Genomic DNA, 26,956 nt, shown 5'->3' with positions numbered 1-26,956 from the left:
CATGACTGGCCGGCCCAACCGCCATATCGGAACCTTCCTGCTGATCGTCCTCGGCACGGTGCTTGCGCTGGCGGGCACCGACCTTGTGCTGCCCGCGGTGCCGGGGCTGCCCGCGATCCTGGGCGGGGACCTGCCCCGCGCGCAGATGGTGCTGGCCAGCTTCACCGCCGGGTCGGCGGTGGGGCTGCTGCTGTTCGGGGCGCTGGGCGCGCGGTTCGATCAGCGTCGGCTGTTGGCCCTTTCCTTGCTCGCCTATGGCCTGATCTCCGCCGCGTGCAGCATGAGCAATTCCATTAACATATTGATATTATTGCGATTTGTTCAGGGCGCGGCCGGGTCGGCGGCGGCGGTGTTCGCGCCGGGGCTTTTGCGGAAACTCTATGGCGATGGCGGCGCGGTCGGCGCGATGGGCCTGCTCGGCAGCATCGAGTCGCTGACCCCGGCGCTCGCCCCGCTGTTCGGCCTGTGGCTGCTGCGGCTGTTCGACTGGCGCGCCTCCTTCGACCTGCTCGCCATCCTCTCGACAGCGCTGGCGGCGATCGTCACCGCGCGGCACCGGCACCTGCCGCCGATGCGGGGGCTGGCGACCGGGGGCGGCTATTGGCGGCTGATCGCCGACCCCTGTTTCATGCGCTATGCGATCAGCCATGCCTGCACATTGGGCGCGCTGCTGATCTTCGTGTTCGGCGCGCCGACGGTGTTCACCGTGACGATGGGCGGAACGCTGAGCGATTTCATCATCATGCAGATGACCGGCATCGCCTTCTTCATCGTGATCGCAAACTGCTCCGGCGCGCTCGGCCGCCGGTTCGGCGACGAGACGATGATCAGCATCGGGACGGCCATCGCCGCGGCGGGCGGCGTGGCGATGCTGGCCTATGCGATGGCGGGCGGGCGCAGCATCCATGTGGTGTCGGCGCTGTTCCCGCTGCTCAACACTGGCCTCGCGCTGCGCGGACCGGCCGGATTCCACCGGGCGATCGTCGCGGCGCGGGGGGACGATGCGCGCGGCGCGGCGCTGGTGATCGTGGCGATATTGCTGACCACATCGCTGGGCACGGCGGCGGTCGCGCCCTTCATCGGGCTGGGCCTGCCCGCGCTGGCGACCGGCACCGCGCTGGTGGCGGTGGCGGGGTTGGTCAGTCTGGCGCTGCCGAAGCTGGAGAGGGCGGCGGGGTAGGCTTTTGGAGCCTGTGTTAGTCAGATGAATAGCGTGCTCCTGCGAAAGCAGGAGTCCAGGGTTCTGGACACCGCATTTGGGACTCTGGGCTCCTGCTTTCGCAGGAGCACGCTTCCCTATAGATAGTAGAAAGCCTGAAGCCGCCGATCAAATGTGGATCGGCTTGCCCGTGACCGCCATCGCCGCTTCCTTCACCGCCTCATTATGCGTCGGATGCGCGTGGCAGGTGTAGGCGATATCCTCGCTGGACGCGCCGAACTCCATCGCCTGGGCCGCCTGCGCGATCATCGTGCCGGCCGGAGAGGCGACGATCCACACGCCAAGCACCTTGTCGCTGTCCGCATCGGCGATGATCTTCACGAAGCCGTCCGTATCCTTGATCGCCTTTGCGCGGCTGTTCGCCAGCATCGGGAACTTGCCGACCTTGACCGCGCCCTTTTCCTTCGCGGCTTCTTCGGTCAGGCCGACACCGGCGATTTCCGGGTGGGTGTAGACGACGGACGGGATGACATCGTGATTCACGATGCCGGTCAGGCCCGCGATATTCTCGGCGACGGCGACGCCCTCATCCTCCGCCTTGTGCGCCAGCATCGGGCCGGGGATCACATCGCCGATCGCCCAGACGCCATCGACCTTGGTCGAGAAGTCGTGACCGGTTTCGATCTGGCCGCGCTTGTTGGTTTCGAGGCCGATCTTGTCGAGGCCAAGGCCGTCCGTATTGGGTTTCCGCCCGATCGCGACCAGAACCACGTCCGCCTCAATGGTCTCGCCAGCGCCGCCAGCGGCGGGCTCGACGGAGACCGTCGCCTTCTTGCCCTTGACCGCGACGCCCGTGACCTTGGTGGAGGTCTTGATGTCGAAGCCCTGCTTCTTGAACAGCTTGTTGGCTTCCTTGCGCACCTCGCCGTCCATGCCGGGCAGGATCTGGTCGAGAAACTCGACGACCGTGACTTTCGCGCCCAGGCGCTTCCACACCGACCCAAGCTCCAGCCCGATCACGCCGCCGCCGATGACGACCATATGCTCCGGCACCTTCTTCAGCGCGATGGCGCCGGTCGAATCGACGATGATGCCCTTGTCATTGTCGACCTCTACGCCCGGCAGCGGGGTGACGGACGATCCAGTGGCGATGATGATATTCTTCGCCGTCGCCTTCTTGCCCGCAACCTCCACCGTGTGCGCGTCAACGAAGGTAGCGAGGCCCTTCAGCCAGTCTATCTTGTTCTTCTTGAACAGAAATTCGATGCCGCCGGTCAGGCCCTTTACCGCATCATCCTTGTCGGCGAGCATGGCGGGCAGGTCCAGTTCGACGCTGCCCAGCTTCACGCCATGCTTGGCGAGCGCGCCGGAGGACGCCTCATGGAACAGTTCGGAGGCGTTCAGCAGCGCCTTCGACGGAATGCAACCGACATTGAGGCAGGTGCCGCCCAGCGTCTCCCGGCTTTCCGCACAGGCGGTCTTGAGACCAAGCTGCGCCGCGCGGATCGCGGCGACATACCCGCCGGGGCCGGAGCCGATCACCAGCACATCATAGTCGAAGTCAGCCATAAAAATCTCCGTTCGCCCTGAGCCTGTCGAAGGGCTGCACTTACTTTTTCGCCCTTAGCAGGAAGGACAGGGCTTCGACAGGCTCAGCCCGAACGGGATATAAGACAGCTATATTACGCCTTACAGGTCGATCAGCAGGCGGGTCGGGTCCTCGATCGCGTTCTTGACCGCGACCAGGAAGGTCACGGCTTCGCGGCCGTCGATCAGGCGGTGGTCGTAGCTCAATGCCAGATACATCATCGGGCGGACGACGACCTGGCCGTCGCGGACGACCGGGCGGTCCTCTATGCGGTGGAGGCCAAGCACGCCGGACTGGGGCGGGTTGATGATCGGGGTCGACATCAGCGATCCGAACACGCCGCCGTTGGAGATGGTGAAGGTGCCGCCCTTCATGTCATCCATGGTCAGCGCGCCGTCCTTCGCTTTCTTGCCGAAGTCGCCGATGGTCTTTTCGATCTGGGCGACGCTCATGCTTTCCGCATTGCGGATGACGGGCACGACCAGGCCGTTGGGCGCGGAGACCGCGACCGAGATGTCGGCGAAGTTGTTATAGACGATCTCGTCGCCCTCAATCTGGGCGTTGACGGCGGGCACGTCCTTCAGCGCCATGCACACGGCCTTCGTGAAGAAGCCCATGAAGCCGAGGCGGACGCCATGCTTCTTTTCGAACAGGTCCTTATATTTCGCGCGCGCTTCGATGACGGCGGTCATGTCGACATCGTTGAAGGTGGTGAGCAGCGCGGCGGTTTCCTGCGCGGACTTCAGCCGCTTGGCGACGGTCTGGCGCAGGCGGGTCATCTTCACCCGCTCCTGCGCGCGGCCCGGCGCGGAGGGCGCGGCCGGGGCGGAAGGCGCGGAGGCGGATGCGGGAGCCGTGGACGCCTTGGCCGTGCCAGCGGCGACGGCGGCGGTCACATCGTCCTTGGTCAAGCGGCCGTCCTTGCCGGTGCCCTTGATCTTGCTGGGGTCCAGGCCATGTTCCAGCACCAGACGGCGGACGGCGGGCGACAAGGTGATGTTGCCGGGTTCGCCGCCATCATCGTCGGACGCCGCGGGCGCGGGCGCCGCCGCAGGGGCGGGCGCGCTGGCGGCGGGCGGGGGCGCAGCGGCCTCCGCCTTCGCGGCGGGAGCGGGCGCAGCGGCGGCAGCAGCGCCGCCGGCCTCGACCGTCGCGATCACCGCGCCGACATTGACCGTATCGCCTTCCTTGACGAGCTGCTGACCCAGCACGCCCGCGACCGGCGAGGGCACATCGATGGCGACCTTGTCGGTCTCCAGGCTGGCGATGGGTTCGTCGAGGGCAACGGCGTCGCCGGGCTTTTTCAGCCACTGACCGACGGTCGCCTCGGTTACGGATTCACCCAGAGCGGGTACTTTGACTTCGGTGGCCATGGCGGTGTTCAGCCCTTCTTCTGGCGGCGGATTTCAGTACGGACGCTGTGGCCCAGTGCATCGGCGACGAGTGCGCCCTGTTCGGCGAGGTGGCGCTTGGCAAGACCGGTGGCGGGCGACGCCGACGCCTTGCGGCCCGCATAGCGTGCGCGCATCGGCGCTTTGCCGGCGTCCTTCAGCGCGTCCTCGATGAACGGCTCGACGAAGAACCAGCCGCCATTGTTGCGCGGTTCCTCCTGACACCAGACCACTTCCTCCAGGTTCGTCATCCGCTTGATGCGGACGGCAAGCGCGTCGGTGGGGAAAGGATAGAGCTGTTCAATGCGGACGATCTGCGTGCCCTTGTCCCCAGCGGCGTCGCGCGCCTCGATCAGATCATAGGCGACCTTGCCGGAGCAGAGGACGAGGCGCTTCGTATCCTTGTCCGCCGCCGGATTGGTATCGGACAGGATGCGCATGAAGTGCGTCTTGCCCAGGAAATCCTCGGTCTTGCTGACGGCCAGCTTGTGCCGCAGCAGCGACTTGGGCGTCATGATGATCAGCGGCTTGCGGAACGGACGCATCATCTGACGGCGCAGGATATGGAAATAATTGGCCGGGGTCGTGCAGTTGGCGACCTGGATATTCCCCTCCGCGCAGAGCTGCAGGAAGCGTTCCAGACGGGCGGAGCTATGTTCCGGCCCCTGCCCTTCATAGCCGTGCGGCAGCAGCATCACGAGGCCGTTGGCGCGCAGCCATTTGGATTCGGACGAGGCGATATACTGATCGATGACGATCTGCGCGCCATTGGCGAAGTCGCCGAACTGCGCTTCCCACAGCACCAGGCTCTTAGGGTCGGCGGAGGCATAGCCATATTCAAAACCAAGCACGCCATATTCGGACAGCGGCGAATCCAGCACCTCGAACCGGCCATGCGGCACGGTCGACAGCGGGATATATTTATTCTCCGTTTCCTGATCGACCCAGACCGAATGGCGCTGGCTGAAGGTGCCGCGGCCCGAATCCTGACCGGACAGGCGCACGCCATAACCCTCCGACAGCAAAGCGCCGAAAGCGAGGGCCTCACCGGTCGCCCAGTCGAAATTCGCGCCGGTCTTGAACATCTCCGCCTTGGCGTCGAGGATGCGGCGCAGCGTCTTGTGGACGTTGACGTCGGCAGGCACCGTCGTCAGCGTCTTGCCCAGGCTGTCGAACAGCTTCTGGGTGATCGCCGTTTCGACATTCTGCCGGGTGGTTTCGGCGTCGGCAGGCCGGTGCAGGCCGGACCAGCGGCCGGCGAACCAGTCGGCGGTGTTGGACTTGTAGCTCTTGGCCGCGTCGAATTCGCCTTCCAGCAGGTCGACAAATTCCTTGGTCGTGTCCGCGACGAAGGCGTCGTCGATCACGCCGTCCGCCTTCAGCTTCGCGCCATAGACTTCGCTGACCGGCGGATGCTGGCGGATCTTCGCGTACATCAGCGGCTGCGTAAACGAAGGCTCGTCACCCTCATTGTGGCCGAAGCGGCGATAGCACCACATGTCGATCACGATGTCGCGGTGGAAGGTCTGGCGATATTCGATCGCCAGCTTGCAGGCGAAGGTCACGGCTTCGGGATCGTCGCCATTGACGTGCAGGATCGGCGCCATCACGCCCTTCGCCACGTCGGACGGATAGGGTGAGGAGCGCGCGAATTGCGGGCTGGTGGTGAAGCCCACCTGATTGTTGATCACGAAATGGATGCAGCCGCCGGTATTGTAGCCGCGAATGCCGGAGAAGCCGAAACATTCCCAGACGATGCCCTGCCCAGCGAAAGCGGCGTCGCCGTGGATCAGCACCGGCAGGACCGACGAGTGGGTGCCCAGATCGTCGTGGAACACCTGCTGCGCGCGGACCTTGCCGAGCACGACCGGATCGACCGTTTCGAGGTGCGACGGGTTGGGCACCAGCGACATGTGAACCTTCACGCCGTCAAATTCGCGGTCGGTGGAGGTGCCGAGATGATATTTGACGTCGCCCGAACCGCCGACATCCTCCGGGTTCGCGGTGCCGCCGGAAAATTCGTGGAAGATGACGCGGAAGCCCTTCGCCATCACATTGGCGAGGACGTTCAGGCGGCCGCGATGGGCCATGCCGTAGACGATCTCGCGCACGCCCTGCGCGCCGCCATATTTGATCACCGCTTCTAGCGCAGGGATCATCGATTCGCCGCCGTCGAGGCCGAACCGCTTCGTGCCGACATATTTGCGGCCCAGGAACCGCTCATATTGTTCGCCGTGGATGACCTTGGTCAGAATCGCCTTCTTGCCCTCCGGCGTGAATTCGATTTCCTTGTCCTTGCCCTCCATGCGGTCCTGCAGGAAGCGGCGTTCCTCCACATCGGCGATGTGCATATATTCCAGGCCGACATTGCCGCAATAATTGGCGCGCAATATGCCGACCAGTTCGCGCACGCTGGCATATTCCAGGCCGAGCGTGCCGCCCAGATAGACCTTCCGGTCCAGCGCCGCGCCCGTGAAGCCATGATATTCCGGCGTCAGGTCAGCAGGCAATTCCCGCTGCGACAGGCCGAGGGGATCGAGATTGGCGGCAAGGTGCCCGCGCACGCGATAGGTGCGGATCAGCATCATGGCGCGGATGGAATCGCCCGCCGCCTGCTGTACCTCTGTCTCCGAGATGGATTTGCCCGCGCTTTTCGCCGCCGCCTTGACCGCGACCGCCATCTGCGTGGGGTCAAGAGCGCCCGTCAGGTCGTCCGTATCGAACAGCGGCCAGTTCGGGCGCGCCCAGCTTGGGCCTTGCTCGACTTCGAAATCCTGATTCTCGTATCCCATGATCTTCCATCCAATCCGCTGTCCCGCGTGGTTGCCGGGGGACGGTTGGTGTGGAGACGGTGTGCAGACCGCCTCCACCAGGGCCTCAGCCCTTCAATACTTCCAACAGGGTCGTGCCCAGTTCCGACGGGCTGGACGCGACCTTGATCCCGGCCGCTTCCATCGCCGCGATCTTGCTTTCCGCGTCGCCCTTGCCGCCCGACACGATCGCACCGGCATGGCCCATGCGGCGTCCCGGAGGCGCGGTGCGGCCCGCGATGAAGCCGGCCATCGGCTTCTTGCGGCCCTTCTTCGCCTCGTCGATCAGGAACTGCGCGGCCTGCTCCTCGGCGTCGCCGCCGATCTCGCCGATCATGATGATCGATTCGGTCGCGTCATCGGCCAGGAACAGTTCCAGCACGTCGATGAAGTTGGTGCCGTTGACCGGATCGCCGCCGATGCCGACCGCCGTGGTCTGGCCAAGGCCGGCGTTCGAGGTCTGGAACACCGCCTCATATGTAAGCGTGCCGGAGCGCGAAACAACGCCGACCGAACCCGCCTTGAAGATGCTGCCGGGCATGATGCCGATCTTGCATTCATTGGGGGTCAGGACGCCGGGGCAGTTCGGGCCGATGAGGCGCGACTTGCTGCCGGACAAAGCGCGCTTCACGCGCACCATGTCGAGCACCGGAATGCCCTCCGTGATGCAGACGATCAGCGGGATTTCCGCGTCAATGGCTTCGAGGATCGAGTCGGCCGCGAAGGGCGGCGGAACATAGACGACCGAAGCGTCGGCGCCGGTCTTGGTCTTGGCCTCCAGCACGGTGTCGTACATGGGCAGGCCGATGTGGGTCGTGCCGCCCTTGCCCGGCGTGACGCCCGCGACCATCTGCGTGCCATAAGCGAGCGCCTGCTCGGTATGGAAGGTGCCGGTGGCACCGGTCATCCCCTGGGTGATGACCTTGGTGTTCTTGTTTACGAGGATCGACATGCTTGCCCCTTCAAGAGGTGGAGTGGCATTTCTTCTTTTGTCGGCCCTTCCCGGGCTGCACACATTTCCTGGGGAGGGTCGGTGCAGTCCGTATCAGGCGAGCGAAGGGTCGATCCCCTTGCAGGCGACCAGCAGTTCCTTGACCGCGTCGACCGACACCTGAAGATTATTCTTGGCTTCGTCGTCCAGCTTGATCTCGACGATCTGCTCAACGCCGCCAGCGCCGATGATCACCGGCACGCCGACATAGAGGCCGTCCAGGCCGTACTTGCCCTCGACAAAAGCGGCGCAAGGCAGCAGGCGCTTCTGATCGTTCAGATAGGCTTCGGCCATCGCGATGCCGCTGGTGGCCGGAGCATAGTAGGCGGAACCGGTCTTGAGCAGGCCGACAATCTCGCCGCCGCCCGAACGGGTGCGGGCGACGATGGCGTCGATGCGCTCCTTGGTCGAACGGCCCTGTTCGATCAGGTCGGGAACGGGGATGCCCGCAACGGTCGAATACTGAACCACCGGGACCATCGTGTCGCCATGGCCGCCCAGAACGAAGGTATTCACATCCTTCACCGACACCTGGAACTCGTCGGCGAGGAAGTGGCTGAAGCGTGCCGAGTCGAGAACGCCCGCCATGCCGACGACCTTGTTGTGCGGCAGGCCCGAAAATTCGCGCAGCGCCCACACCATCGCGTCGAGCGGGTTGGTGATGCAGATGACGAAAGCGTCGGGGGCGTTGTTCTTGATGCCCTCGCCAACGGCCTTCATGACCTTCAGGTTGATGCCGAGCAGGTCGTCGCGGCTCATGCCCGGCTTGCGGGCGACGCCGGCGGTGACGATGATGACGTCCGCGCCCGCAATGTCGGCATAATCGTTGGTGCCCGTGATCTTCGCGTCGAAACCCTCGACGGGGCCGCACTGGGAGAGATCGAGCGCCTTGCCCTGCGGAATGCCCTCAACCACGTCGAACAGGACGACGTCGCCCAGTTCCTTGGTGGCGGCAAGATGCGCGAGAGTCCCGCCGATGTTGCCAGCGCCAATGAGCGCGATCTTCTTACGGGCCATATAACTCAATCCTCCATTCAACGGCTGGAATTGCGGCACCGCTTAAGCCCATCCGGTTAAGGATTCAACATCACAAACGATAGGGTGGGGATTTATCTTTGCAATTCATTCGCAATTGCAATTAAGGGTCTGCCGCCTTTTGCCCGGCGCAAACCGGCGATCAACTTTTTGCGACCGGCTGTGGTGCAGCCTATATGATGCCGTCATGCAAGGCATAATATTGCCGCAAAAGGGGACGCCATGATGACATTATTCCACCGCCGGGCGCGCTATGGTCTGGCCGCAGCCGCGCTGGCCTGCGCGCCGCTGCCCGCCCAGGCGAGCGACAAGGGATGGGATGACGCCGGGACCATCACCCGCGACGCCCTGATGATCGCGGCGGTCGGCGTGCCGGTGGTGAAGGGCGACTGGCAGGGATTGCTGCAGGCGGGCGGCAGCATCGGCGCGACCAAGCTGCTGACCTATGGCATGAAGGAAGCCTTCCCCGAATGGCGGCCCGACCGCAGCGACCGGAAAAGCTTTCCTTCCGGCCACACCTCCACCGCCTTCGCCGCAGCCGCGACGCTGCAGAATCGCTATGGCTGGGAAATCGGCATCCCCGCCCACGTCGCCGCCGCCTTCGTCGGCTTCTCCCGCGTGCAGGCGGACAGGCACCACTGGTATGACGTGGTGGCGGGCGCGGCACTGGGCGAGGTGACGGGCCTCCTGATCACCAGCAAGCAGAATGACCGGGTGCAGGTGGTCCCCTGGGCCGGGCGGGACGGCGGCGGCGTGGCGCTGGCGATGCGGTTTTGAGGAGCGTACGAACGGCAGTTCCACCCATAAGGACCGTCCTGCTTTGAAACGTCGCCTTGCTTCCCGACCTCACTCACGCTATCTTACAGACATCTTACCGGAGCGTTTGCCATGGGCGTGGAAAAACAGATCACTACCATCGTCTCAACCAAGGGGCAGGTCATTCTGCCCAAGGCCATACGAGAAAAGCGGCTTTGGGCTGCCGGTACGAAACTGATTGTTGAAAACACTCCGGAGGGCATCCTTCTAAAAGCAGCGCCGGTTTTTGCCCCGTCATCACTGGACACGGTTTTCGGTTCGCTACGATCCGATCGGCCCGCGCTGTCGATCGACGATATGAACGCCGTGATCGGTGAAGAAGCAAAGCGGCGTGCAAGGAATTGATACCAATATTGTCGTCCGGCTCCTTACAGCCGACGATCCCGGACAGGCCCAGGCTGCGAGGCATGCAGTCGAGGACAATGACATTTTTCTGGGCCTGACGGTCCTGCTGGAAGCGGAATGGGTCTTGCGCGCGGGATATGGCTTCGAACCCGCCGAGATTGCCAGAGCATTCCGGGGACTAGCCGGTCTGCCCAATGTCACTCTGGAAGAACCGCCGCAAGTAGCGGCAGCGATCGAGTGGATGGAAGGGGGAATGGATTTTGCCGACGCCCTTCATCTGGCGCGGTCGGGCCATTGCGAGAAATTTCTCACTTTCGATCGCAAATTCGCTAAACGCGCCGGCAAATTGGCAGCGATACCCGTCATCGCCCTATAGCCTTGCGACGCCCCCCCCCTACTTCTCCCCGTGCCCCAGCGCCAGATAGGCGTCGGACTGCATTTCCATGAGGCGGGAGACGGTGCGTTCGAATTCGAAGGCGCCGTCGCCGGTGGGGTAGAGGCGCGCGGGTTCGGCGTCGGCGGAGGCGAGCAGTTTCACCTTATATTCGTAGAGCGCGTCGATCAGCGTGACGAAGCGGGCCGCTTCATTCCGGTTCTCCGGCCCCAGCACAGGGATGCCGACAATGATGATCGCGTGATAGCGCCGGGCGATCGCCAGATAGTCGGTCGCGCCCCGCGCCTGCGCGCAGAGCCGCTTGAAGGAGAATACGGCGACGCCCTTCAGGCTCTTGGGCACATGCAGGCTGCGGCCGCCCTGCACCGGCAGCTCCTCCGTCGGGACATTGGCGCGATCCTCCGGCGGATAGTCGGTCAGGCGGAAGAAGGCGGCGCTGAGCGCCTTCGTCGCCTCCGGCCCGTTCGGCACATGCCAGAGGGTCGCGTCGCCCAGACGGTCGCGGCGATAGTCGACCGGGCCGTTGAGGCCCATCACGTCCAGCCTGTCCTTGATCAGCGCAATGAAGGGCAGGAACAACTGCCGGTTGAGGCCATCCTTGTAGAGATCGTCCGGCGGGCGGTTCGACGTGGTGACGACCGTGACGCGCGCGGCCAGCAGGCCGGTGAACAGGCGCGACATGATCGCAGCGTCGGCCATGTTGTTGACCACCATCTCGTCGAAGCAGAGCAGCCGCGCTTCCTCCGCCAGCGCCGCGACGACCGGGGGGATGGGGTCGCCGCTTTCCGACTTGCGCGCCTCGGCCAGACGGGCGTGCACCTCGATCATGAATTCGTGGAAATGCGCGCGGCGCTTGCGGTTGACCTGCACCGTGTCGAAGAACAGGTCCATCAGCATCGATTTGCCGCGCCCGACCCCGCCCCACATATAGAGGCCGCGCGGCGGTTCCGGCGCCTTGCGCAGCATCTTCCACAGGGTCGATCCGCGCGGGGGGGCCGCCTCCAGCTCCGCCTGCAGGATGTTCAGCCGTTCCGCCGCCGCCGCCTGATCCGTGTCGGGCCGCAATTCCCCGGCCTCCACAAGCGCGTGGTAGCGGCCGATGACCGTGGTCACGCCCGCGCCGCGCCCTTGCGGATCGTCGCCATGAAAGAGGCGATGGGACCGGATTCCTGCTCCACAACGCCGCGCACGAAGGCGATCCGCTTCGTCTCACGCACCAGGTCGACCACCGCGTCGAGATTTTGACCCGAAAGGCCGGGCGCAAGATACTGGATCGTCAGGTCCAGCGTGACGGCCAGATCCTCCCGCTCCAGACCGCAGCCGCGCGCGCCGGCGAACAGGGCGATGTCGATGAAACCGGCGGTCGCGCCGCCGTGAAGATAGCCGGTGGCGCTGGTCAGATGCTCGCCCGCGAAGCAGCGGACGCGGGCGCGGCCCGGCGCCTCCACCTGCACCCGGATCGGGTTATAATGGGCGTTGAACACGCCGCCGCCACGCGGTCCCCAAATCCGCCAGCCGGGATTTTCGGGGTCCGCGTCATAATGAAAGTCGCTCTGATTTTCGCCGGACACGGACCTAGAGCTGCCTTTCGGCCATCATCTTCTTGGTTTCGGCGATCGCCTTGGCCGGGGACAGGCCCTTCGGGCAGACATTCGCGCAGTTCATGATGGTGTGGCAGCGATAGAGGCGGAAGGGATCCTCCAGCTCGTCCAGACGCTCGCCGGTATATTCGTCGCGGCTGTCGGCCAGCCAGCGATAGGCCTGAAGCAGGATGGCGGGGCCAAGGAACTTGTCGCTGTTCCACCAGTAGCTGGGGCAGCTTGTCGAGCAGCAGGCACACAGGATGCACTCATAGAGGCCGTCGAGCTTCTCGCGCTCCTTGGGCGACTGCAGCCGCTCCTTGCCCGAAGGCGGCGGCGACACGGTTTTCAGCCAGGGCTGGATCGAATTATACTGGGCATAGAAATGGGTGAAGTCAGGCACCAGGTCCTTGATCACGTCCATGTGCGGCAGCGGAGTGATGCGGACGTCGCCCTTGCAATCCTCGATCGCCGTCGTGCAGGCGAGGCCGTTCTTGCCGTTGATGTTCATCGAGCAGGAACCGCAAATGCCCTCACGGCAGGAGCGGCGGAAGGTCAGGCTGGGGTCCTGTTCCGACTTCATCTTGATCAGGGCGTCGAGGACCATCGGGCCGCAATCGTCCAGATCGATCTCAAACGTGTCGTAACGCGGGTTCTGGCCGGAATCCGGATCGTAGCGATAGACCTTGAACGACTTGACGTTCTTCGCGCCGTCCGATGCCTTGTGCGTCGTACCCTTGCCGTTGATCCGGCTGTTCGCGGGCAGTCTGAATTCCGCCATAGTCGCAATTATCCCGTTGAGTCCCTTGCGGGACCGTCAACAGGATGGCGGCACGGGTGTCAAGCGCTGCGGTGCAAAAAGCGTGAGGTCAGCCCGCCCAGCCTATCCGTTTCGCCAGCACCGTACCCGCAATGCCATAGGTGCGGGCGTTGTCGACATCGACCGCGAGCGCCCCGTCGGAGAAGATGACGGTGCGGAAACGCAGACCGAAGCGGCGGGATGCGCGCTTCATCGCACCGTCCAGCGTGACCAGGCGGGCGAGGACCAGCAATATGTCGAACAGGCCGAAAGCGGTGACGAGGCGGCGGGGGTTTTTCTTGAACTGCCCGCCCTCCCGGAAAATCTCCGCCGCGCGGAAGGCGTGCGGGCCGGACACGCCATAAAGGTTGCAGTTGGAATAGCCGCCGTCGCGGAACATGTAGAAGCGACGCTGCGCCTCCGGATGGACGGCCTGCACCGCGCCCTGCGTCGTCATGCCGGCGACCACGTCCGCCTCCGCCAGAGCCGTGCGCACCTCCGCGATGGCCGCCGGGGTCAGGAGCACATTGTCGGCGGTGGTGATGATGACCGGATCATCCTCCCCCTCCGCCGCCGCCAATACGCTGTCGGCGATGCCGGGGCGGGAGGGGACGAGTTCGATCGGCACGCCGGTCATCCCCTCGAACAGTTTGGCGAGGGTCAGGTGGATTTCCGGTTCGACCGACACCTTGATTTTCCCCACGCCCGGCGTCGCGACGAGCGTGCCGATGACATGCGCGATCAGCGGCTGACCGCAGATGGGGACGAGGCATTTGTGGGAGACGCCGGAGTCGCGGGCGAGTGCGTTGACGACGCCGGGGCGCTGGGCGGCGAGGACGATTACGGTGGCGGGGACGGTAGCGGTCGACAAGCTCACTCGGCCGCCTCCAGCAGGGAGATGTCGATCAGGCCGTGGCGGCGCAGCCCCTCCGCGACGATCGTTTCGATCAGTTCGCGCTGGGTAAGGCCCGCCCGTTTCGCGGAGCGGCCGAACACCTTTTCCGACCACAGGTTGCAGTTGAGATTCTGCTCCAGGAACACGACCTTGCCAGTCGCGGCGTCGAAGCGGAATTCGAAGCGGCCATAGTCGAACGGCATATATTCGCGGGCGAGGCGCGCGGTCATGTCGCGGACCAGCGGCACGAAATCCGGCTCCTCAAAATCGACCAGTGCATATTTCTGGGTGCGGTCGACCAGATCGCGCTTCTCCCAATAGGTGCGCAGGTGCGACGGATCGGCCTGTTCGAACAGCATCATCGGCATGATGACCGGCTCACCCATGATCGTGATCACCGGCACCTCTATATCGCTGCCGTTGATGAAGGGTTCGACGATGGCGTCATGCCCCTCGGCATGAATCGCGCCGACGGCCTGCACAACGCCCGCCCAGCCGGACGCATCGCGCACGCCCCAGCTTGCCGAGGAGGCGTTGGGCTTGATGACGAGGCGGTCGGCACGGGGGCAATCCCGCTCCGTCACCGGCGCGCCGCGGCGATAAATGGCCCAGGGCGCGGTCGGCACGCCGCGCGCGACGGCGGCGAGCTTCGAGAGATGCTTGTCGTCCGACATGCCGCGCAGGATGGCCGATGCGCCAAGGAAGGGGACGCCGAGCCGGGTGCAGAGCAGCGGCAGCATCATTTCCGAATTGAGGAACCCGCCCCGGTTGAGCAGCGGAAAGACATAATCGACGTCCGGCGCATCGAACAGGTCGCGATAGTCGTTCGAAAGGCGCAGGTCGAAGCCGATCTCCTCCAGGATCGTGCGCACCTCATGATGATAGACAGCGTGGTTGCCATCCTCGGCATGCGGCGTGCCGTCGCCCAGCGCATGTTTGGCGACGAACATCAGCCGCAGCCGCCGGAGCGCCTCATAGGGGACATGCAAGGGTTCGATCGGACGCAACATGGGATTCCCTTTCAGAAAGGCCGTGGTTTTTTGAAGGATGCAGGCGCTGTTGCAGGCCCGTGACAGTGCAACAGGGATGTAACGCCGGGATGCGATGAGCAGCGCGAAGGCCGCCTGGCCGCACGAGCGAAAGGCAGACCATGATTCGACCCGACACCGCAGCGCAGATCGCCCGGCTGCTGACCGAGGGCGGCGACGCCCGGATCACGCTGAACCCGGAAACCGGCCTTAACCGCTATCTCGCATCGCCCCGGCCGCGCGAGATGACGACCTATGCGTCGTCCACCGCGAACGACATTTCGCCGGAAGCCTTCGCGCATCTGGGGGAGCGGCTGGACGCGCTCGCCCCGCGGGGAGAGATTGACGGAGCCGGATATGAAGTCGCGCTGGATGCGCTGCGCGACCGCATCCGCAGCGCCTATGGCATTGGCGCGGACTGCGCGATCGCCTTCGCCCCGTCCGGCACCGACCTGGAATATGTCGCGCTGGCGGCGGTGGCGGGGAAAGCCGCGAATGGCATCCACAACCTGCTGCTGGGCGCGGACGAGATCGGCAGCGGATGCGCGCACAGCGCGGGCGGCCTGCATTTCGCGAAGGAAACCGCGCTGGATGTCGCCACCGAGCCGGGCACGCCGGTCGCGGGGCTGGGTCCCGTATCGCTGAGCCAGTTCCCGGTACGCGACGATCATGGCATCGCCAATGACAGCGCGATGATCGCGATGGAGATGCGCGCGACCATCGCCCGCGCCATCGCGCGAGGCGAGCATCCGTTGGTGCATATCGTCCACGGGTCCAAGACCGGACTGATCCTGCCCGCCATCGACGATATCGACGCGCTGCGCCGCCGCTTCGGCGCGGATGTGAGCTTCGTCGTCGACGCCTGCCAGGCGCGGATCACCGGCGAGGCCATCGCCGCCTATCTGCGGCGCGGCATCATCGTGCTGCTGACCGGATCGAAATTCATGGGCGGGCCGCCGTTCAGCGGCTTCGCGCTGATCCCCGCCGACATGACCGCCGGGGCCGCGCCGGTCGCGGAGGGCTTCACCCGCATATTCCGCCGGGCCGAATGGCCGGAGGGCTGGGCCGGGCGGGATGCCCTGCCCGCCAGCCCGAACCTCGGCCTGCTGATGCGGCTGGAGGCGGCGATATTCGAGCTGGAGCGGTTCCAGGCGCTGCCCATTCCGCGCGTCGTGCGCGTGATCGACGCATTCCAGGCGGCGACCGGCCAGTTGCAGTCGCGCATCTGCGCGCAGGCGCTGGGATCGCGCTTCGGCGGGGCGATGCCGCCGCAATGGCACCCGATCGAGATGCGGACGCTGGTGACGCTGGACCTCTCCTGCTGCCTCACCCGGCCGAGCTTCGACGATGCCGTCGCCATTCAGGGCGGGTTGCTGGAGCGGGGCATCCGCCTGGGCCAGCCGGTGCGCTGCATCCGCATGGGCACGTCCGGCGACACCGCGCAGTGGGCGGGCACGCTGCGCCTTGGCCTCTCCATGCCGCAGATCGTGCGGATGGATGGGCTGGACGATGAGGCGTTGGCCGGGGCGTTCGCGGGCGACATGACGCGAATCGGCGATGCGCTGATCGCGGTGATGCTGGGCAGCCGGCGTAGTCAGCGCCTGTCGGCCTGAACCGGAGAGCGCCGCATCCGCCATCGACCCCTGCTCGACTGGCTGGCCATGAACCATGGTCCGGCTTATCGGCTGGCAACATCACAAAAATATTGCGGCGGTCTTTCAACTTTGTGACGGTTGAGCTTGGACAGCAAAGCCATCGCGGAAACCTGTCCATTCCGTTCGGGCTGAGCTTGTCGAAGCCTTGTCCTTTTCTTGTGAGGAAGTGCAGTCCTTCGACAAGCTCAGGACGAACGGGTGTTGTTTTTGGCGCTCAATTCCTTTGCGATATCCTTCGACATCATAGGATTCCGCCCGCCGGGAAAATGCTCTAGGGGCGGGCTATGGAGCCAGAGGACAGCCCGCAATCATCGCCCGTCACCAGCCGCCATGTGGCGAAGGGCGTCGGCACGACATTGCTGTCGCGGCTGGGCGCGGTGATCGAGCTGGTGTCGCAGCCGCTCTATGTCGCCATGTTCGGGCTGGCGAGCTTCGGCATCTACACCGTACTGTGGGCGGCGGTGAACCTGTTCGAGAATGTGTTCGACCTGGGCATGACGTCCGCCATGCAGCGGACGGTGCCGCAGGCGAAGGATGACCGGGACGCAGTGGCGTCGCTGCGCGCGGCGATGATCCTTGGCCTTGGCCCCTGTACGCTGGTGGCCGCGCTGTGCGTGATCTTCGCGCCGCAGATCGCGCCGCTGTTGAACGTGGCGGAGAGCGACCGGGCGCTGCTGGTGCCGTCGATCCGCCTGTTCGCCTGGGCCTTGCCGTTATGGGCGTTTGTCGAGATCGCGACGTCCGCATTGCGCGCGCGGCACCTGTTCGGCGCGGAGATAAGGCTGCGGATCGTGTGGGAGCAGGTGATCCGGCTGGTGCTGGCGGCGATCCTCTATTTCGCCGGGCTTGGCCTGACCGGCCTGTTCATCGCCCATATGACGTCGCTGTTCATCACCGTGCTGCTGAGCATCCGGCTGCTGAGCCGTCATTATGTGCTGAGCCACATGACCCAAGGACCGGTGTTCGGGACGATGTTCGGCGATACGGCCAAGGCGGGCCTGTCGGTGCTGCCCGCGAACATGGTCGGGCGGCTGTTCGGCGATGCGCCCGCCATTGTCCTCAACCTGCTGATCCCCGGAGCGAACGGGGCGAGCGCGGCGGCGCTCTATACGATCGGGCGCAAGATTTCGAGCGTGGTGCAGTTGGTCCGCGTCGCCTTCGTCTATGTGCTGGCCCCGCTGGCGTCTAGCGCGCTGCGCCATGACATCAACCATGTGCGGACCATCTACGCCTATGCGACGCGCCTGATCACCGCTGTCGTCACGCCGCTGGCGCTGGTCCTGTCCGCCGCGACCATCCCGATGCTGGCAGTGTTCGGGCATGGGGCGAATGCAGCGCAGGGCGCGGTCGTGCTGCTGATCCTGGCGCGGGGGATAGAGGCGATCCTCGGCCCTTCCGTGCCGATCCTGCAGGTGGTGAGCGGTTATGGGCGGCAGATCGTGGCGAGCATCGTCGGGCTGGCGGGGGCGTGCGCGGTGGCGGCGGTCGCCATCCCCCTCTCGCCGCTGACCGGCATGGCGGGGGCGGTCGGCATGGGCTTCCTCATCTCCTCGGCGATCCCGATGGTCCAGCTTCGCATCCATGACGGGCTGCATCCGTTTGACGGCGGGTTCCGGCGGGTGCTGGTGCGGGCGGTGGGCATATCGCTGGTCGCGCTGGCCATCGCCCTGCCCGCGACGCTGCTGCACGAGGCGATCGCGCTGCCCATCTGCGTGATCGTGGGGCTGACGGCGATGTGGTGTTCCTGCCGCTTTGCATTGCGGCGGCCCGACCGGGAGTCGCTGGGCAAGACGGCGCGGAAGCTTCGGCTGGTGTAGAAGATGTGTATGATCCGTTCGCCCTGAGCTTGTCGAAGCCTGTCCTGAGCGCCTGCCTTGCAGGCAGTCGAAGGGGGCTGTATTTCTTTTCAACGGCACAAAGAAGGGCAGGGCTTCGACAAGCTCAGCCCGAACGGGGATAGGTCAATCCGATCCAGACAAATCCAGTCACCCTACCGTCATATTGACGGACGGGCGGCGGGGGCTGTAGATGCCGCCCCTTCACCTACCGGGCCGACAGGGCATCGGATCGCAGGAATAGGCCGACCCATGTACCAGAAAGAACTCGCGAAGAGCGGGCACAAGCTGTTCATCATCCGTGGCAGCTACATCTATATCGTCATCGGCCTGGGCGTGCTGATTGCCTGGTGCTCCGGACGGTTGGGGCCGTTCGAGACGGTCGAGGCCAACCATATCTGGTTCGGCGTGTCACTGTTCATCGCCAGCGCGGCCGCGCTGCTGCGCATCATCGTCGGCGGTTTCGCGGCGCTTGGCACATCCGGCAATGCGAAGAAGGCGGCGGTGGCGTCGGAACTCAACACCACCGGCCCCTATTCGCTGGTCCGCAACCCGCTCTATGTCGGCCGCATCATGAACTTCACCGGCATCGCCATGCTGTCAGGAAGCTGGGTGTTCGGCGCGCTGGTGTTCCTGATCAGCGTGCTGATCTATGAGCGCATCTCGATCTATGAGGAGAATTTCCTGATCGAGAAATTCGGCGCGGCGCACGCCAAATGGGCGGCCGAAGTCCCTGCCCTGCTCCCCCGCCTGCACGGCTGGGTGAAGCCCAAATATCCCTTCTGGTGGCGCCGGGCGATCCGCCGCGAATATAAGAAAATCTTCCAGCTCGCCTCCGCCGTGATCCTGTTCGACTTTGCGCGGCGCGGCTTCGTGCTGCCAGCCGATCTGACATGGTATTATGTCTATGGCGGGATCGTCGTCCTGCGCGTGATCGCCGGGGCCGCGCGCCAGTTCGGGGGCGTGTTCAAGGGCATCGAATAAGGATGGCAGAGGCTGGTCTTGCACCGATGATCGCCGTCGTCGGTTGCGACGGGTCGGGCAAGTCCACTTTGTCGGCCGACCTGCTGGCCTGGCTGCGGGAAAGCCGCCCGGTCGATACCGTCTATCTGGGCCTGCGGTCGGGCGAGATCGGCAACCGCATCAAGCGCTGGCCGCTGATCGGCCGGGCGTTCGAGCGGCAATTGTCGAAGAAAGCGGGACAGGCGCGCGAGAAGGGCGGCAAGATACCCGGCGCGCCGACCGCCTTCGTCATCTACATGTTTTCGGTCAAGCGCATGCGGGCGTTCAACCGGATGCTGGCGCTGCGCCGCAAGGGCGTGACAATCGTCACCGACCGCTATCCGCAGGTAGAGGTGCCGGGCTTTTATGACGGGCCGGGCCTGTCGGCGGCTCGGGCGGAAGGGTGGCTGGTGTCGCTGCTCGCGCGGCGGGAGCGGGCCATGTATGAGCGGATGATCAGCCATGTGCCCGATCTGGTCATCCGGCTGAATGTCGACGTCGATACCGCCTTCGCGCGCAAGCCCGACCATAAGCGCGCGTCGCTGGAGGCGAAGGTGGCGGTGACGCCGCATCTGAAATTCAACGGGGCGAAGATTGTCGACCTGTGTTCGACCGATCCCTATCCGGTGGTGTTGGAGCAGGCGAAGGCGGCGGTGATGGAAGCTCTCGCATAACCTGTTCGGGATGATGTGTTCCTGCGAAAGCAGGAACCCAGGGTGACTTGGCGCCTTATGGCCCTGGGCTCCTGCCTTCGCAGGAGCACGTTGCGTAACGAGGCAACCTCTACCGCCCCGCCAATATCTCCTCGATCAGCGCAATATCCCCCGGCTTGTCGGCGTCGATGCAGGCTTCGGGCTGGGGCATGGCGACCGGCCGCGCTGAGACGCGGAAACGGCGGCCGGCGAGTTTCATCCCCTGCCTGAGCGACAGCAGACGCAGCGCGGAGAAGATCAGCAGGAAAGGGCCGAAAGCGGCGAGGATTTTCCAGCCCTTTTTCCGGTCCTGCTCCACCGCGCGCCAGAAGGCGATCACGTCCCGCGCCTTCGGCCCGCCGATCCAGAACAGGTTCGCGCCAGACCACCAGCCGTCGCGGAATTTGAGCCATGTCCGCTTGGATTCCGGATAGGCGGCGAGCAGCGTGCGGCGCTCCACCATGGCGACAGCGATGTCCGATCCGGCGGCCCCGGCAAGGAAGCTGTCGATCATCGCGCCGGTGAGGAGCACATTGTCGGCGGTGGTGACCAGCGCGGGCAGCGCCGCGCCGCCGCCGTCGATCAGGTCCAGCAAAGACTGGCTGATCCCCGCGCCGCTGGGCATCATGCGGATGCCGGGATGATCGCCGAGCCAGGCCGTCGCGGGATCGGCGGCGAAGGCGGCCGGGTCCTGCACCAGCACGACCACCGGGCCAATGCGCGGATGGGCGAGCAGGGTGCGGGCGACATGATCGACCATCGGCCGTCCGGCAATGGGGATCAGCGCCTTGTACGTCACGCCCGCGGCGGCGGTGAGCGGGTCGCGGCCCGGCCTGCTCCCGGCCAGCAGGATCGCGGGAACCCTCTCCTGCGCGGCGGTCCGATTATCGAGTGACATCTGACGGGCGATAGCTACAAAATATGTCTCCCGCATCACTTTTCGCCGGGGGGTTTTGATCGGCATGATTCACCGCATGACGTGGCTCGCGCCGGTCGGGCTTCTGGCGATGACGCTCCCCGCCCCAGCGCAGGCCAACCCCGCGCAGGCCGACCCCGCGAAGGCCGCCGCGCCGCAATCCCATGCAGGCCATTATTATCTGCAGGGGGTGATGGAGACCGGATCGGAACTGATGCTGGACCCGCGCGGGCGGTTCGAATGGTATCTGGTCTATGGCGCGCTGGACCTGTTCGCCGAAGGGACATGGCGGCAGGACGGCGGGACGATCGTTCTTACCAGCGAGAAGGCGAAGGGCATGCCCGAACCGGGGTTCAAGACCCTGACGCTGACAGTGCGGGACGCCGACCTGATCCCGCCGGACGGCAAGGGCGCCTATGTCCTGGCCCCGGCGCAATGACCCCATATCGCACAATAAGGAGCATATCCCCGATGCACCGTTTCCTGACCACCGCCGCCGCCATCCTCCTGCCCCTGCCCGTCCTGCTGCCCCTGCCCGCAATGGCGGCCGCCGCTCCGGCCCCGGCGGACCCCTATATGGCGCGGGTGGCGAAGGTGCTGGCGGCGACGCCCCTGATCGACGGGCATAATGACTGGCCGGAGGCGCTGGTCGACCATGCTGGCGACAAGCGCTGGACGCTGGACCTCAACCGGCTGGACACCAAGGATTATGACACGGACATAGAGCGGCTGCGACTGGGCAAGGTCGGCGGGCAGTTCTGGTCGGTATTCGTGTCGCCCGCCCTGCCCGGACTGGAGCAGGTGAAGGCGACGCTGGAGCAGATCGACCTGGTGAACCAGATCGTGCGCCGTTACCCGCAGACCTTCCAGCTTGCGATGACGGCGGCCGATGTCCGCGCCGCGCACAAGGCGGGCAAGATCGCGTCGATGATCGGCGTCGAGGGCGGCGGCCAGATCGACAAGAGCCTGTCCGTCCTGCGCGCCTATAAGCGGCTGGGCGCGGGTTATCTGACGCTGACCCACGCAGTGACGATCGACTGGGCGGACAGCGCGACCGACAATCCCAAGCATGAGGGGCTGACCAAGTTCGGCGAGACGGTGGTGCATGAGCTGAACCGGCTGGGCATGCTGGTGGACCTCTCCCATGTGAGCGAGGCGACGATGCTGGACGCGCTGGCGGTGACGAAGGCCCCGGTGATCTTCTCCCATTCCAGCGCCAAGGCGATTTGCGACCATAGCCGCAACGTGTCCGACGCGGTGCTGAAGCAGGTCGCGGCCAATGGCGGCGTGGTGATGGTGAACTTCGCGCCCAACTATATCTCCGAAAAGCGGCGCGTCTGGGGCGCGGCGCGGGGCGCGGAACAGGCGCGCTACAACGCCCCGCCCTTTGGCGGCCTCTATATCGGCGACCCGGAAAAGGCGAAGGCGGCGCTGGCGCAATGGGAGAAGGCGAACCCCGAACCCAAGGTGACGATGAGCGATGTCGCCGACCATATCGACCATATCGCCAAGGTGGCGGGGGCCGATCATGTCGGCCTTGGCGGCGATTATGACGGCCTGCCCGCCCTGCCCGAAGGGATGGACGGAGTGGAGACCTATCCCAAGCTGCTGGCCGAGCTGATGCGGCGCGGGTGGAGCGACGCCGACATCGCCAAGCTGGCGGGCGGCAATATCCTGCGCGTCATGGAAGCGGCGGAAAAGGTCGCGGCGTCGATGCGCGGCGAACCGGCGGCCACGGAAACAATTGCGCAACTGGACAGCACCAAATAGCAATTGCGCGTCACAGCCGGAGGACCGAAGCGAGTCCCGATGAGCGAAGCGCCCTATGTCTTCAAACCGCATGAACGGCCGACACTGCCGGGGTCGCCCGCGAACCCCGACCATCCCGGCAGGCGGCGGGCGATATATTTCGCGATCGGCATATTGGTGGGCATTACCGGCGGGCTGGGCAATGCGCTGGTTACGGTCAACCTGAATTTCGCGCAGGGGACGCTGGGCCTCAACAGCAATGAGAGCGCCTGGCTGACCGCCGCCTATTTCATGACCAATGTGACGGCCAACCTGCTGCTGGTGAAATATCGCCAGCAATTCGGGCTGCAGTCTTTCGTCCGCTATGTGCTGGGCGCTTATGCGCTGACGACGCTGTTCCATCTGTTCGTGCATGGATTCTGGAGCTCGGTCGCCGTGCGCGCGGCCAGCGGGGTCGCGGCCAGCGGCCTGACCACCATGACCATCCTCTACCTGATGCAGAGCATGCCCGCGCCCAAACGGCTGGCGGGAGTGATGATCGGCATTTCCATTCCGCAATTGGCGACGCCGCTGGCCCGCATGCTCTCCCCCGGCCTGCTGGAATGGGGCGACTGGCACATGCTCTACTGGTTCGAGCTGGGGCTGGCGCTGGCGACGCTGGCGGCGATCATGGCCCTGCCCCTGCCGCCGAGTGAGCGGGAGAAGGTGTTCGAAAAGACCGACTTCCTGACCTTCGCCCTGCTTGCGCCCGGCCTGTGGCTGCTGATCGCCGTGCTGTCCGAGGGGCGGATCGAATGGTGGACCGAGCGCGCCTGGATGGGATATGCGCTGATCGGTTCGGTGCTGCTGATCGCCGCGGCCCTGCTGGTCGAGCATCATCGCGACAATCCGCTGATCAACACCCGCTGGCTGGGCACGCGGGAGATGGCGCGGCTGATGCTTGTCGCCGCGTCCATCCGCGTGTTGCTGTCGGAGCAGGCGTTCGGATCGGTCGGGCTGCTGACCGTGGCGGGCATGATCAACGACCAGATGGTGATGCTGAATTTCGTGATCGTGCTGGCGTCGATCGCGGGGCTGGCGACCGCCGTGCTGACCTTCAATCCAGTCAACGTCGCCCGGCCGATCACCATCGCCATCATCCTAATCGCCATCGGCGCGTTCATGGACGCGGATTCGACCAACCTGACCCGGCCGAGCAGCTTCTATATCAGCCAGGCGCTGATCGGCTTTGCGTCGCTGCTGTTCATGGCGCAGGCGATGGTGATCGGCATTGCCCGCACCCTGCTGGCGGGGGGCAAGAATTTCATCAGCTTCGTCGTGCTGTTCAGCATGAGCCAGAGCATCGGCGGCCTGATCGGCACCGCGTTTCTGGGCACGTTCCAGGTGCTGCGCGAGAAATTCCATTCGCATGCGCTGGTGCAGAATATCGTCATGACCGACCCGCTGGTCGCCGCGCGCATCCGGGCCGGGTCAGGCGCGGTGACGGGCGTTGTCGGCGACCCGGCGCTGCGCAGCGCGGAAGGCGCGGCGATACTGGCGCAACAGGCGACGCGCGAGGCGAATATCCTGGCCTATAATGACGTATTCCTGCTGATCGGCGTGCTGGCCATCATGGCCGTGATCTGGAGCATTTCCATCCGCTATTCGATCCGCAAGCGCGGCGAGATTTCGCCGGTCGTGCTGCTGCAGCGGAAGATGCAGGAACAGGCGGCCGCGATGGCGGCGAAGTCAGCGGGCGCAAACTGAGGACATATGACCAAAAACACAGCACCCCCGGCCGAAGAACCCGTCATCACCGACGATCCGCAGATCGACCCGCCGCCAAGCGGATGGCGGCCGCCCGCCAAGAGCCGGACCACGGTGATCGTGATCGTCGGGATCGCGCTGGTCGCGGTGCTGGCCATCCTTTACGCATGGCAGTTGCCGCCCTTTTCCGGCTGGGCGGAAAAGACCGACAATGCCTATGTCCGGGGCAAGGTGACGATCATCAGCCCGCAGGTGAACGGTTATGTCACGTCCGTCCCCGTGCAGGATTTCGGCGCGGTGAAGAAGGGGCAGGTGCTGGCGACCATCGACGACCGCATTTACCGGGCGCGGGTCGAGCAGGCGAAGGCGAACCTGGCCGCGCAGATCGCGGCCCTGTCAAATTCGCAGCAGAGCCAGCGGTCGCGCGAGGCGGCGCTGACCGGGCAGGAAGCCGCCATCGGCAGCGCACGGGCGCAACTGGTGAAGGCGCAGGCCGACATGAAGCGCGCCGACGCGCTGGTCGCCGATGGCTCCATATCCGAACGGGAGCGGGACCAGACGCGCGCCGCGCTGCTGGCGGCGCAGGCGGCGGTGAGTCAGGCGGGCGCAGCGCAGCAGGTCGGGCAGCAGGATGTGCGGTCCGTGCTGGTCGGGCGCGGCGGGCTGGAAGCAGCGGTCGAGGGCGCGCGGGCGGCGCTGCACCTGGCGCAGATCGACCTCGACAATACGGTCATCCGGGCGCCGGTGGACGGGCAGCTTTCCGAGGTCGGCGTGCGCAGCGGCGCCTATGTGACGGCGGGCACGCAGCTCATGTTCCTGGTCCCCCGCGACATGTGGGTGATCGCGAATTTCAAGGAAGCGCAGACCAGGGGCATGCGGGTCGGCCAGCCGGCGACGTTCAAGGTCGATGCGCTGGGCAGCGCCAAACTGTCCGGCCGGGTGGAGAATATGTCGCCCGCCGCCGGATCGGAATTTGCGGTGCTGAAGCCCGATAATGCGACCGGCAATTTCGTGAAGGTCGCGCAGCGGATCGCGGTGCGGGTGAAGCTCGATCCGGGGCAGGAACTGGCGAAGCGGCTGCGGCCGGGCATGTCGGTCGAAATCCGGATCGATACGAGCGAATGATGCGCGCCTCCCTCCTGCTGCTGACCGCCGCAGCCCTTCTGGGGGCCTGCGCCGGACCAGCCGTCGAGACGGCGGACGTCGCGCCGGTCGCGCCGCCTTCGGCCTGGCGTACCAACGCCGGGCCTGCTGCGCCGCTCGATAAGGCGTGGTGGCAGGCGTTTGGCGATCCCGCCCTGACGGCGCTGGTCGAACAGGCGCTGTCCCATAATCCGGACATTGCGATCGCGGGCGCGCGGGTCCGCGACGCGAAGGCGCAGGAGCGGCTGGCGCGGGCGCAGTTGCTGCCGACGCTGGATGCGTCGGTCGGCGGGGTCTATTCCCGCACGATCAACGCCTTCGGCAACGCCATCGACCAGGAGACGGCGCAGCCGCAGGTGCTGGCGACGTGGGAGGTGGACCTGTTCGGGCGATTGTCGGACACGCGGGCGGCGGCGCGGTCCGGCTGGCTGGCGAGCCAGGCGGCGCGCGATTCGGTGCGGCTGTCGGTCGCGGGCGCGGCGGCGAGCGGTTACATCACCCTGCTGGCGCTCGACGCGCGGCTGGCGGTGGCGCGGCAGACGCTGGAGGCGCGAGGCGAGGCGCTGCGGCTGGCGCGGAGCCGGACGGACGCAGGCTATTCCCCGAAGCTGGAACTGGCGCAGGCGGAGGCCGAATATCAGGCGACCGCGCAGATCATCCCCCCGCTGGAACAGGGCGTGGCGCGGCAGGAAAATGCGCTGCGGACGCTGACCGGAGACCTGCCCGGCCCCGTGGCGCGCGGGACGGCGCTGGCGGCGCTGACCGAACCGGCGATCCCGGACGGCCTGCCCTCCATCCTCCTTTCCCGCAGGCCGGACATCGCGCAGGCGGAGTTTCAACTGGCGGCGGCGGACAAGTCTCTGGCGGCGGCGCGCAAGCGGTTCCTGCCGCGCGTGCCGCTCACCGGATCGGCGGGGCTGGCCTGGTCGTCCCTGCTGCCCGACGACCCGCTGACGCTGTTTTCGCTGGGCGGCAGCATCCTGACGCCGATCTTCGAGGGCGGGCGGCTGCGCGCCGGTGCGGAGAGCGCGGGGGCGCAGCGGGATGTGGCGGCCTTCGCCTATCGCAAGGCGGCGCTGACGGCGTTCCGCGAGGTGGAGGATGCGCTGGCGGCGGCGAAGCATTCGGACGAGCAGGCGCGGATATTGGCGGCGCAGCGCGATGCGCTGTCACAGGGGTTCCGCTACGCCACCAACCGCTACAAGGCGGGATATTCGCCCTATCTGGAGCAACTGGACGCGCAGCGCGGGTTGCTGGGCGCGGAACTGGCGCTGATCCAGGCGCAGGCCGACGCGCTGACGGCGCGGGTGGCGCTGTATCAGGCGATGGGCGGCGGATGGAGCGCGGAGGCGATTGCGGGGGTTGAGTGAGGAGTACCGGTCGCCGC

At 65.6% G+C, this 26,956-nt stretch carries 24 protein-coding genes; 13 read left to right on the top strand and 11 right to left on the bottom strand.

Annotated elements, in window-relative coordinates; genetic code table 11:
• The first annotated feature begins 1 nt into the window (after position 1).
• The gene (locus KFK14_RS01870) at positions 2–1,180 is read left to right on the top strand and encodes an MFS transporter (protein WP_212609662.1); all 1,179 of its coding nucleotides are present in this window, start codon (positions 2–4) and stop codon (positions 1,178–1,180) included.
• Between the two features lie 147 nt (positions 1,181–1,327).
• Here KFK14_RS01870 and lpdA read toward each other — a convergent pair whose 3' ends face one another.
• The 5 genes from lpdA to mdh form a co-directional block, all read right to left on the bottom strand.
• Positions 1,328–2,728: a dihydrolipoyl dehydrogenase gene (gene lpdA, locus KFK14_RS01865; protein ID WP_212609661.1), complete on the bottom strand. Its 1,401-nt coding sequence runs from the start codon at positions 2,726–2,728 to the stop codon at positions 1,328–1,330.
• A gap of 120 nt (positions 2,729–2,848) precedes the next feature.
• Positions 2,849–4,120: a 2-oxoglutarate dehydrogenase complex dihydrolipoyllysine-residue succinyltransferase gene (gene odhB, locus KFK14_RS01860; protein ID WP_212609660.1), complete on the bottom strand. Its 1,272-nt coding sequence runs from the start codon at positions 4,118–4,120 to the stop codon at positions 2,849–2,851.
• An 8-nt stretch (positions 4,121–4,128) separates the two neighbouring features.
• The gene (locus tag KFK14_RS01855; RefSeq protein ID WP_212609659.1) at positions 4,129–6,930 is read right to left on the bottom strand and encodes a 2-oxoglutarate dehydrogenase E1 component; all 2,802 of its coding nucleotides are present in this window, start codon (positions 6,928–6,930) and stop codon (positions 4,129–4,131) included.
• An 85-nt stretch (positions 6,931–7,015) separates the two neighbouring features.
• Positions 7,016–7,900, bottom strand: a complete 885-nt coding sequence (gene sucD / locus KFK14_RS01850) for a succinate--CoA ligase subunit alpha (protein ID WP_070158141.1) — start codon at positions 7,898–7,900, stop codon at positions 7,016–7,018.
• A 93-nt stretch (positions 7,901–7,993) separates the two neighbouring features.
• Positions 7,994–8,956, bottom strand: coding sequence for a malate dehydrogenase (gene mdh / locus KFK14_RS01845; RefSeq protein WP_070158142.1), 963 nt, complete (start codon positions 8,954–8,956; stop codon positions 7,994–7,996).
• Positions 8,957–9,196: 240 nt separating this feature from the next.
• Between mdh and KFK14_RS01840 the strand changes: the two genes are divergently transcribed.
• The 3 genes from KFK14_RS01840 (at position 9,197) to KFK14_RS01830 (ending at position 10,511) form a co-directional block, all read left to right on the top strand.
• The gene (locus tag KFK14_RS01840) at positions 9,197–9,751 is read left to right on the top strand and encodes a phosphatase PAP2 family protein (protein WP_246524810.1); all 555 of its coding nucleotides are present in this window, start codon (positions 9,197–9,199) and stop codon (positions 9,749–9,751) included.
• A 111-nt stretch (positions 9,752–9,862) separates the two neighbouring features.
• The gene (locus tag KFK14_RS01835) at positions 9,863–10,135 is read left to right on the top strand and encodes an AbrB/MazE/SpoVT family DNA-binding domain-containing protein (RefSeq protein WP_212609658.1); all 273 of its coding nucleotides are present in this window, start codon (positions 9,863–9,865) and stop codon (positions 10,133–10,135) included.
• Positions 10,122–10,511, top strand: coding sequence for a type II toxin-antitoxin system VapC family toxin (locus KFK14_RS01830; RefSeq protein ID WP_212609657.1), 390 nt, complete (start codon positions 10,122–10,124; stop codon positions 10,509–10,511). The genes KFK14_RS01835 and KFK14_RS01830 overlap by 14 nt, the downstream gene beginning before the upstream one ends.
• 18 nt (positions 10,512–10,529) lie before the next feature.
• Here KFK14_RS01830 and zapE read toward each other — a convergent pair whose 3' ends face one another.
• The 5 genes from zapE to KFK14_RS01805 form a co-directional block, all read right to left on the bottom strand.
• The gene (zapE, locus tag KFK14_RS01825) at positions 10,530–11,642 is read right to left on the bottom strand and encodes a cell division protein ZapE (protein ID WP_212609656.1); all 1,113 of its coding nucleotides are present in this window, start codon (positions 11,640–11,642) and stop codon (positions 10,530–10,532) included.
• Positions 11,639–12,100, bottom strand: a complete 462-nt coding sequence (locus KFK14_RS01820; RefSeq protein ID WP_212609655.1) for a PaaI family thioesterase — start codon at positions 12,098–12,100, stop codon at positions 11,639–11,641. The genes zapE and KFK14_RS01820 overlap by 4 nt, the downstream gene beginning before the upstream one ends.
• 4 nt (positions 12,101–12,104) lie before the next feature.
• Positions 12,105–12,890, bottom strand: a complete 786-nt coding sequence (locus KFK14_RS01815; protein WP_070157898.1) for a succinate dehydrogenase iron-sulfur subunit — start codon at positions 12,888–12,890, stop codon at positions 12,105–12,107.
• Positions 12,891–12,978: 88 nt separating this feature from the next.
• Positions 12,979–13,785, bottom strand: coding sequence for an NTP transferase domain-containing protein (locus KFK14_RS01810; RefSeq protein ID WP_212609654.1), 807 nt, complete (start codon positions 13,783–13,785; stop codon positions 12,979–12,981).
• Positions 13,782–14,813, bottom strand: coding sequence for a D-alanine--D-alanine ligase family protein (locus tag KFK14_RS01805; RefSeq protein ID WP_212609653.1), 1,032 nt, complete (start codon positions 14,811–14,813; stop codon positions 13,782–13,784). Before KFK14_RS01805 ends, KFK14_RS01810 begins: the two co-directional genes overlap by 4 nt.
• Positions 14,814–14,953: 140 nt before the next feature.
• Between KFK14_RS01805 and KFK14_RS01800 the strand changes: the two genes are divergently transcribed.
• The 4 genes from KFK14_RS01800 to KFK14_RS01785 all read left to right on the top strand — a co-directional run bounded on the left by KFK14_RS01800 (position 14,954) and on the right by KFK14_RS01785 (position 19,997).
• Positions 14,954–16,444, top strand: coding sequence for a hypothetical protein (locus KFK14_RS01800; protein WP_212609652.1), 1,491 nt, complete (start codon positions 14,954–14,956; stop codon positions 16,442–16,444).
• 326 nt (positions 16,445–16,770) lie between these two features.
• A complete protein-coding gene (locus tag KFK14_RS01795) occupies positions 16,771–18,303 on the top strand; it encodes a lipopolysaccharide biosynthesis protein (protein WP_212609651.1) in 1,533 nt (510 codons plus the stop codon).
• A 270-nt stretch (positions 18,304–18,573) separates the two neighbouring features.
• Positions 18,574–19,305 (top strand): methyltransferase family protein, encoded by a 732-nt coding sequence (locus tag KFK14_RS01790; RefSeq protein WP_212609650.1) that lies wholly within the window; start codon positions 18,574–18,576, stop codon positions 19,303–19,305.
• Positions 19,306–19,307: 2 nt separating this feature from the next.
• On the top strand, positions 19,308–19,997 hold the full coding sequence (locus KFK14_RS01785; protein WP_212609649.1) for a nucleoside/nucleotide kinase family protein: 690 nt from the start codon (positions 19,308–19,310) through the stop codon (positions 19,995–19,997).
• A gap of 109 nt (positions 19,998–20,106) precedes the next feature.
• Here KFK14_RS01785 and KFK14_RS01780 read toward each other — a convergent pair whose 3' ends face one another.
• Positions 20,107–20,913 carry a nucleotidyltransferase family protein gene (locus KFK14_RS01780; protein WP_212610980.1) on the bottom strand — a complete coding sequence of 269 codons (807 nt, stop codon included), beginning with the start codon at positions 20,911–20,913 and terminating at the stop codon, positions 20,107–20,109.
• A 76-nt stretch (positions 20,914–20,989) separates the two neighbouring features.
• Here KFK14_RS01780 and KFK14_RS01775 point away from each other — a divergent pair, with 76 nt between their 5' ends.
• The 5 genes from KFK14_RS01775 to KFK14_RS01755 are packed head-to-tail and all read left to right on the top strand — an operon-like array spanning position 20,990 to position 26,939.
• Positions 20,990–21,370, top strand: a complete 381-nt coding sequence (locus KFK14_RS01775) for a hypothetical protein (RefSeq protein ID WP_246524808.1) — start codon at positions 20,990–20,992, stop codon at positions 21,368–21,370.
• A gap of 32 nt (positions 21,371–21,402) precedes the next feature.
• Positions 21,403–22,701 carry a dipeptidase gene (locus KFK14_RS01770; RefSeq protein ID WP_212609648.1) on the top strand — a complete coding sequence of 433 codons (1,299 nt, stop codon included), beginning with the start codon at positions 21,403–21,405 and terminating at the stop codon, positions 22,699–22,701.
• Between the two features lie 39 nt (positions 22,702–22,740).
• Complete coding sequence (locus tag KFK14_RS01765; RefSeq protein ID WP_212609647.1) at positions 22,741–24,426, top strand: efflux MFS transporter permease; 1,686 nt, start codon at positions 22,741–22,743, stop codon at positions 24,424–24,426.
• Between the two features lie 6 nt (positions 24,427–24,432).
• A complete protein-coding gene (locus KFK14_RS01760; protein ID WP_212609646.1) occupies positions 24,433–25,551 on the top strand; it encodes an HlyD family secretion protein in 1,119 nt (372 codons plus the stop codon).
• A complete protein-coding gene (locus KFK14_RS01755; RefSeq protein WP_212609645.1) occupies positions 25,548–26,939 on the top strand; it encodes an efflux transporter outer membrane subunit in 1,392 nt (463 codons plus the stop codon). Before KFK14_RS01760 ends, KFK14_RS01755 begins: the two co-directional genes overlap by 4 nt.
• Positions 26,940–26,956 lie beyond the last annotated feature (17 nt).

Source organism: Sphingobium phenoxybenzoativorans (genome assembly GCF_018286635.1).
Taxonomy (GTDB): Bacteria; Pseudomonadota; Alphaproteobacteria; order Sphingomonadales; family Sphingomonadaceae; genus Sphingobium; species Sphingobium phenoxybenzoativorans.
Note: the sequence above shows the minus strand (reverse complement) of the source record. Positions and strands in the feature narration are given on the sequence as shown.

Coding starts and splice junctions, on each gene's coding strand:
- lpdA (WP_212609661.1), bottom strand. CDS start 2,728: ATGGCTGACTTCGACTATGATGTGCTGGTGATCGGCTCCGGCCCCGGC.
- KFK14_RS01805 (WP_212609653.1), bottom strand. CDS start 14,813: ATGTTGCGTCCGATCGAACCCTTGCATGTCCCCTATGAGGCGCTCCGG.
- KFK14_RS01770 (WP_212609648.1), top strand. CDS start 21,403: ATGCACCGTTTCCTGACCACCGCCGCCGCCATCCTCCTGCCCCTGCCC.
- KFK14_RS01800 (WP_212609652.1), top strand. CDS start 14,954: ATGATTCGACCCGACACCGCAGCGCAGATCGCCCGGCTGCTGACCGAG.
- sucD (WP_070158141.1), bottom strand. CDS start 7,900: ATGTCGATCCTCGTAAACAAGAACACCAAGGTCATCACCCAGGGGATG.
- KFK14_RS01785 (WP_212609649.1), top strand. CDS start 19,308: ATGGCAGAGGCTGGTCTTGCACCGATGATCGCCGTCGTCGGTTGCGAC.
- KFK14_RS01765 (WP_212609647.1), top strand. CDS start 22,741: ATGAGCGAAGCGCCCTATGTCTTCAAACCGCATGAACGGCCGACACTG.
- odhB (WP_212609660.1), bottom strand. CDS start 4,120: ATGGCCACCGAAGTCAAAGTACCCGCTCTGGGTGAATCCGTAACCGAG.
- KFK14_RS01775 (WP_246524808.1), top strand. CDS start 20,990: ATGACGTGGCTCGCGCCGGTCGGGCTTCTGGCGATGACGCTCCCCGCC.
- mdh (WP_070158142.1), bottom strand. CDS start 8,956: ATGGCCCGTAAGAAGATCGCGCTCATTGGCGCTGGCAACATCGGCGGG.
- KFK14_RS01855 (WP_212609659.1), bottom strand. CDS start 6,930: ATGGGATACGAGAATCAGGATTTCGAAGTCGAGCAAGGCCCAAGCTGG.
- KFK14_RS01760 (WP_212609646.1), top strand. CDS start 24,433: ATGACCAAAAACACAGCACCCCCGGCCGAAGAACCCGTCATCACCGAC.
- KFK14_RS01815 (WP_070157898.1), bottom strand. CDS start 12,890: ATGGCGGAATTCAGACTGCCCGCGAACAGCCGGATCAACGGCAAGGGT.
- KFK14_RS01795 (WP_212609651.1), top strand. CDS start 16,771: ATGGAGCCAGAGGACAGCCCGCAATCATCGCCCGTCACCAGCCGCCAT.
- KFK14_RS01755 (WP_212609645.1), top strand. CDS start 25,548: ATGATGCGCGCCTCCCTCCTGCTGCTGACCGCCGCAGCCCTTCTGGGG.
- KFK14_RS01835 (WP_212609658.1), top strand. CDS start 9,863: ATGGGCGTGGAAAAACAGATCACTACCATCGTCTCAACCAAGGGGCAG.
- KFK14_RS01780 (WP_212610980.1), bottom strand. CDS start 20,913: ATGTCACTCGATAATCGGACCGCCGCGCAGGAGAGGGTTCCCGCGATC.
- KFK14_RS01790 (WP_212609650.1), top strand. CDS start 18,574: ATGTACCAGAAAGAACTCGCGAAGAGCGGGCACAAGCTGTTCATCATC.
- KFK14_RS01870 (WP_212609662.1), top strand. CDS start 2: ATGACTGGCCGGCCCAACCGCCATATCGGAACCTTCCTGCTGATCGTC.
- KFK14_RS01840 (WP_246524810.1), top strand. CDS start 9,197: ATGATGACATTATTCCACCGCCGGGCGCGCTATGGTCTGGCCGCAGCC.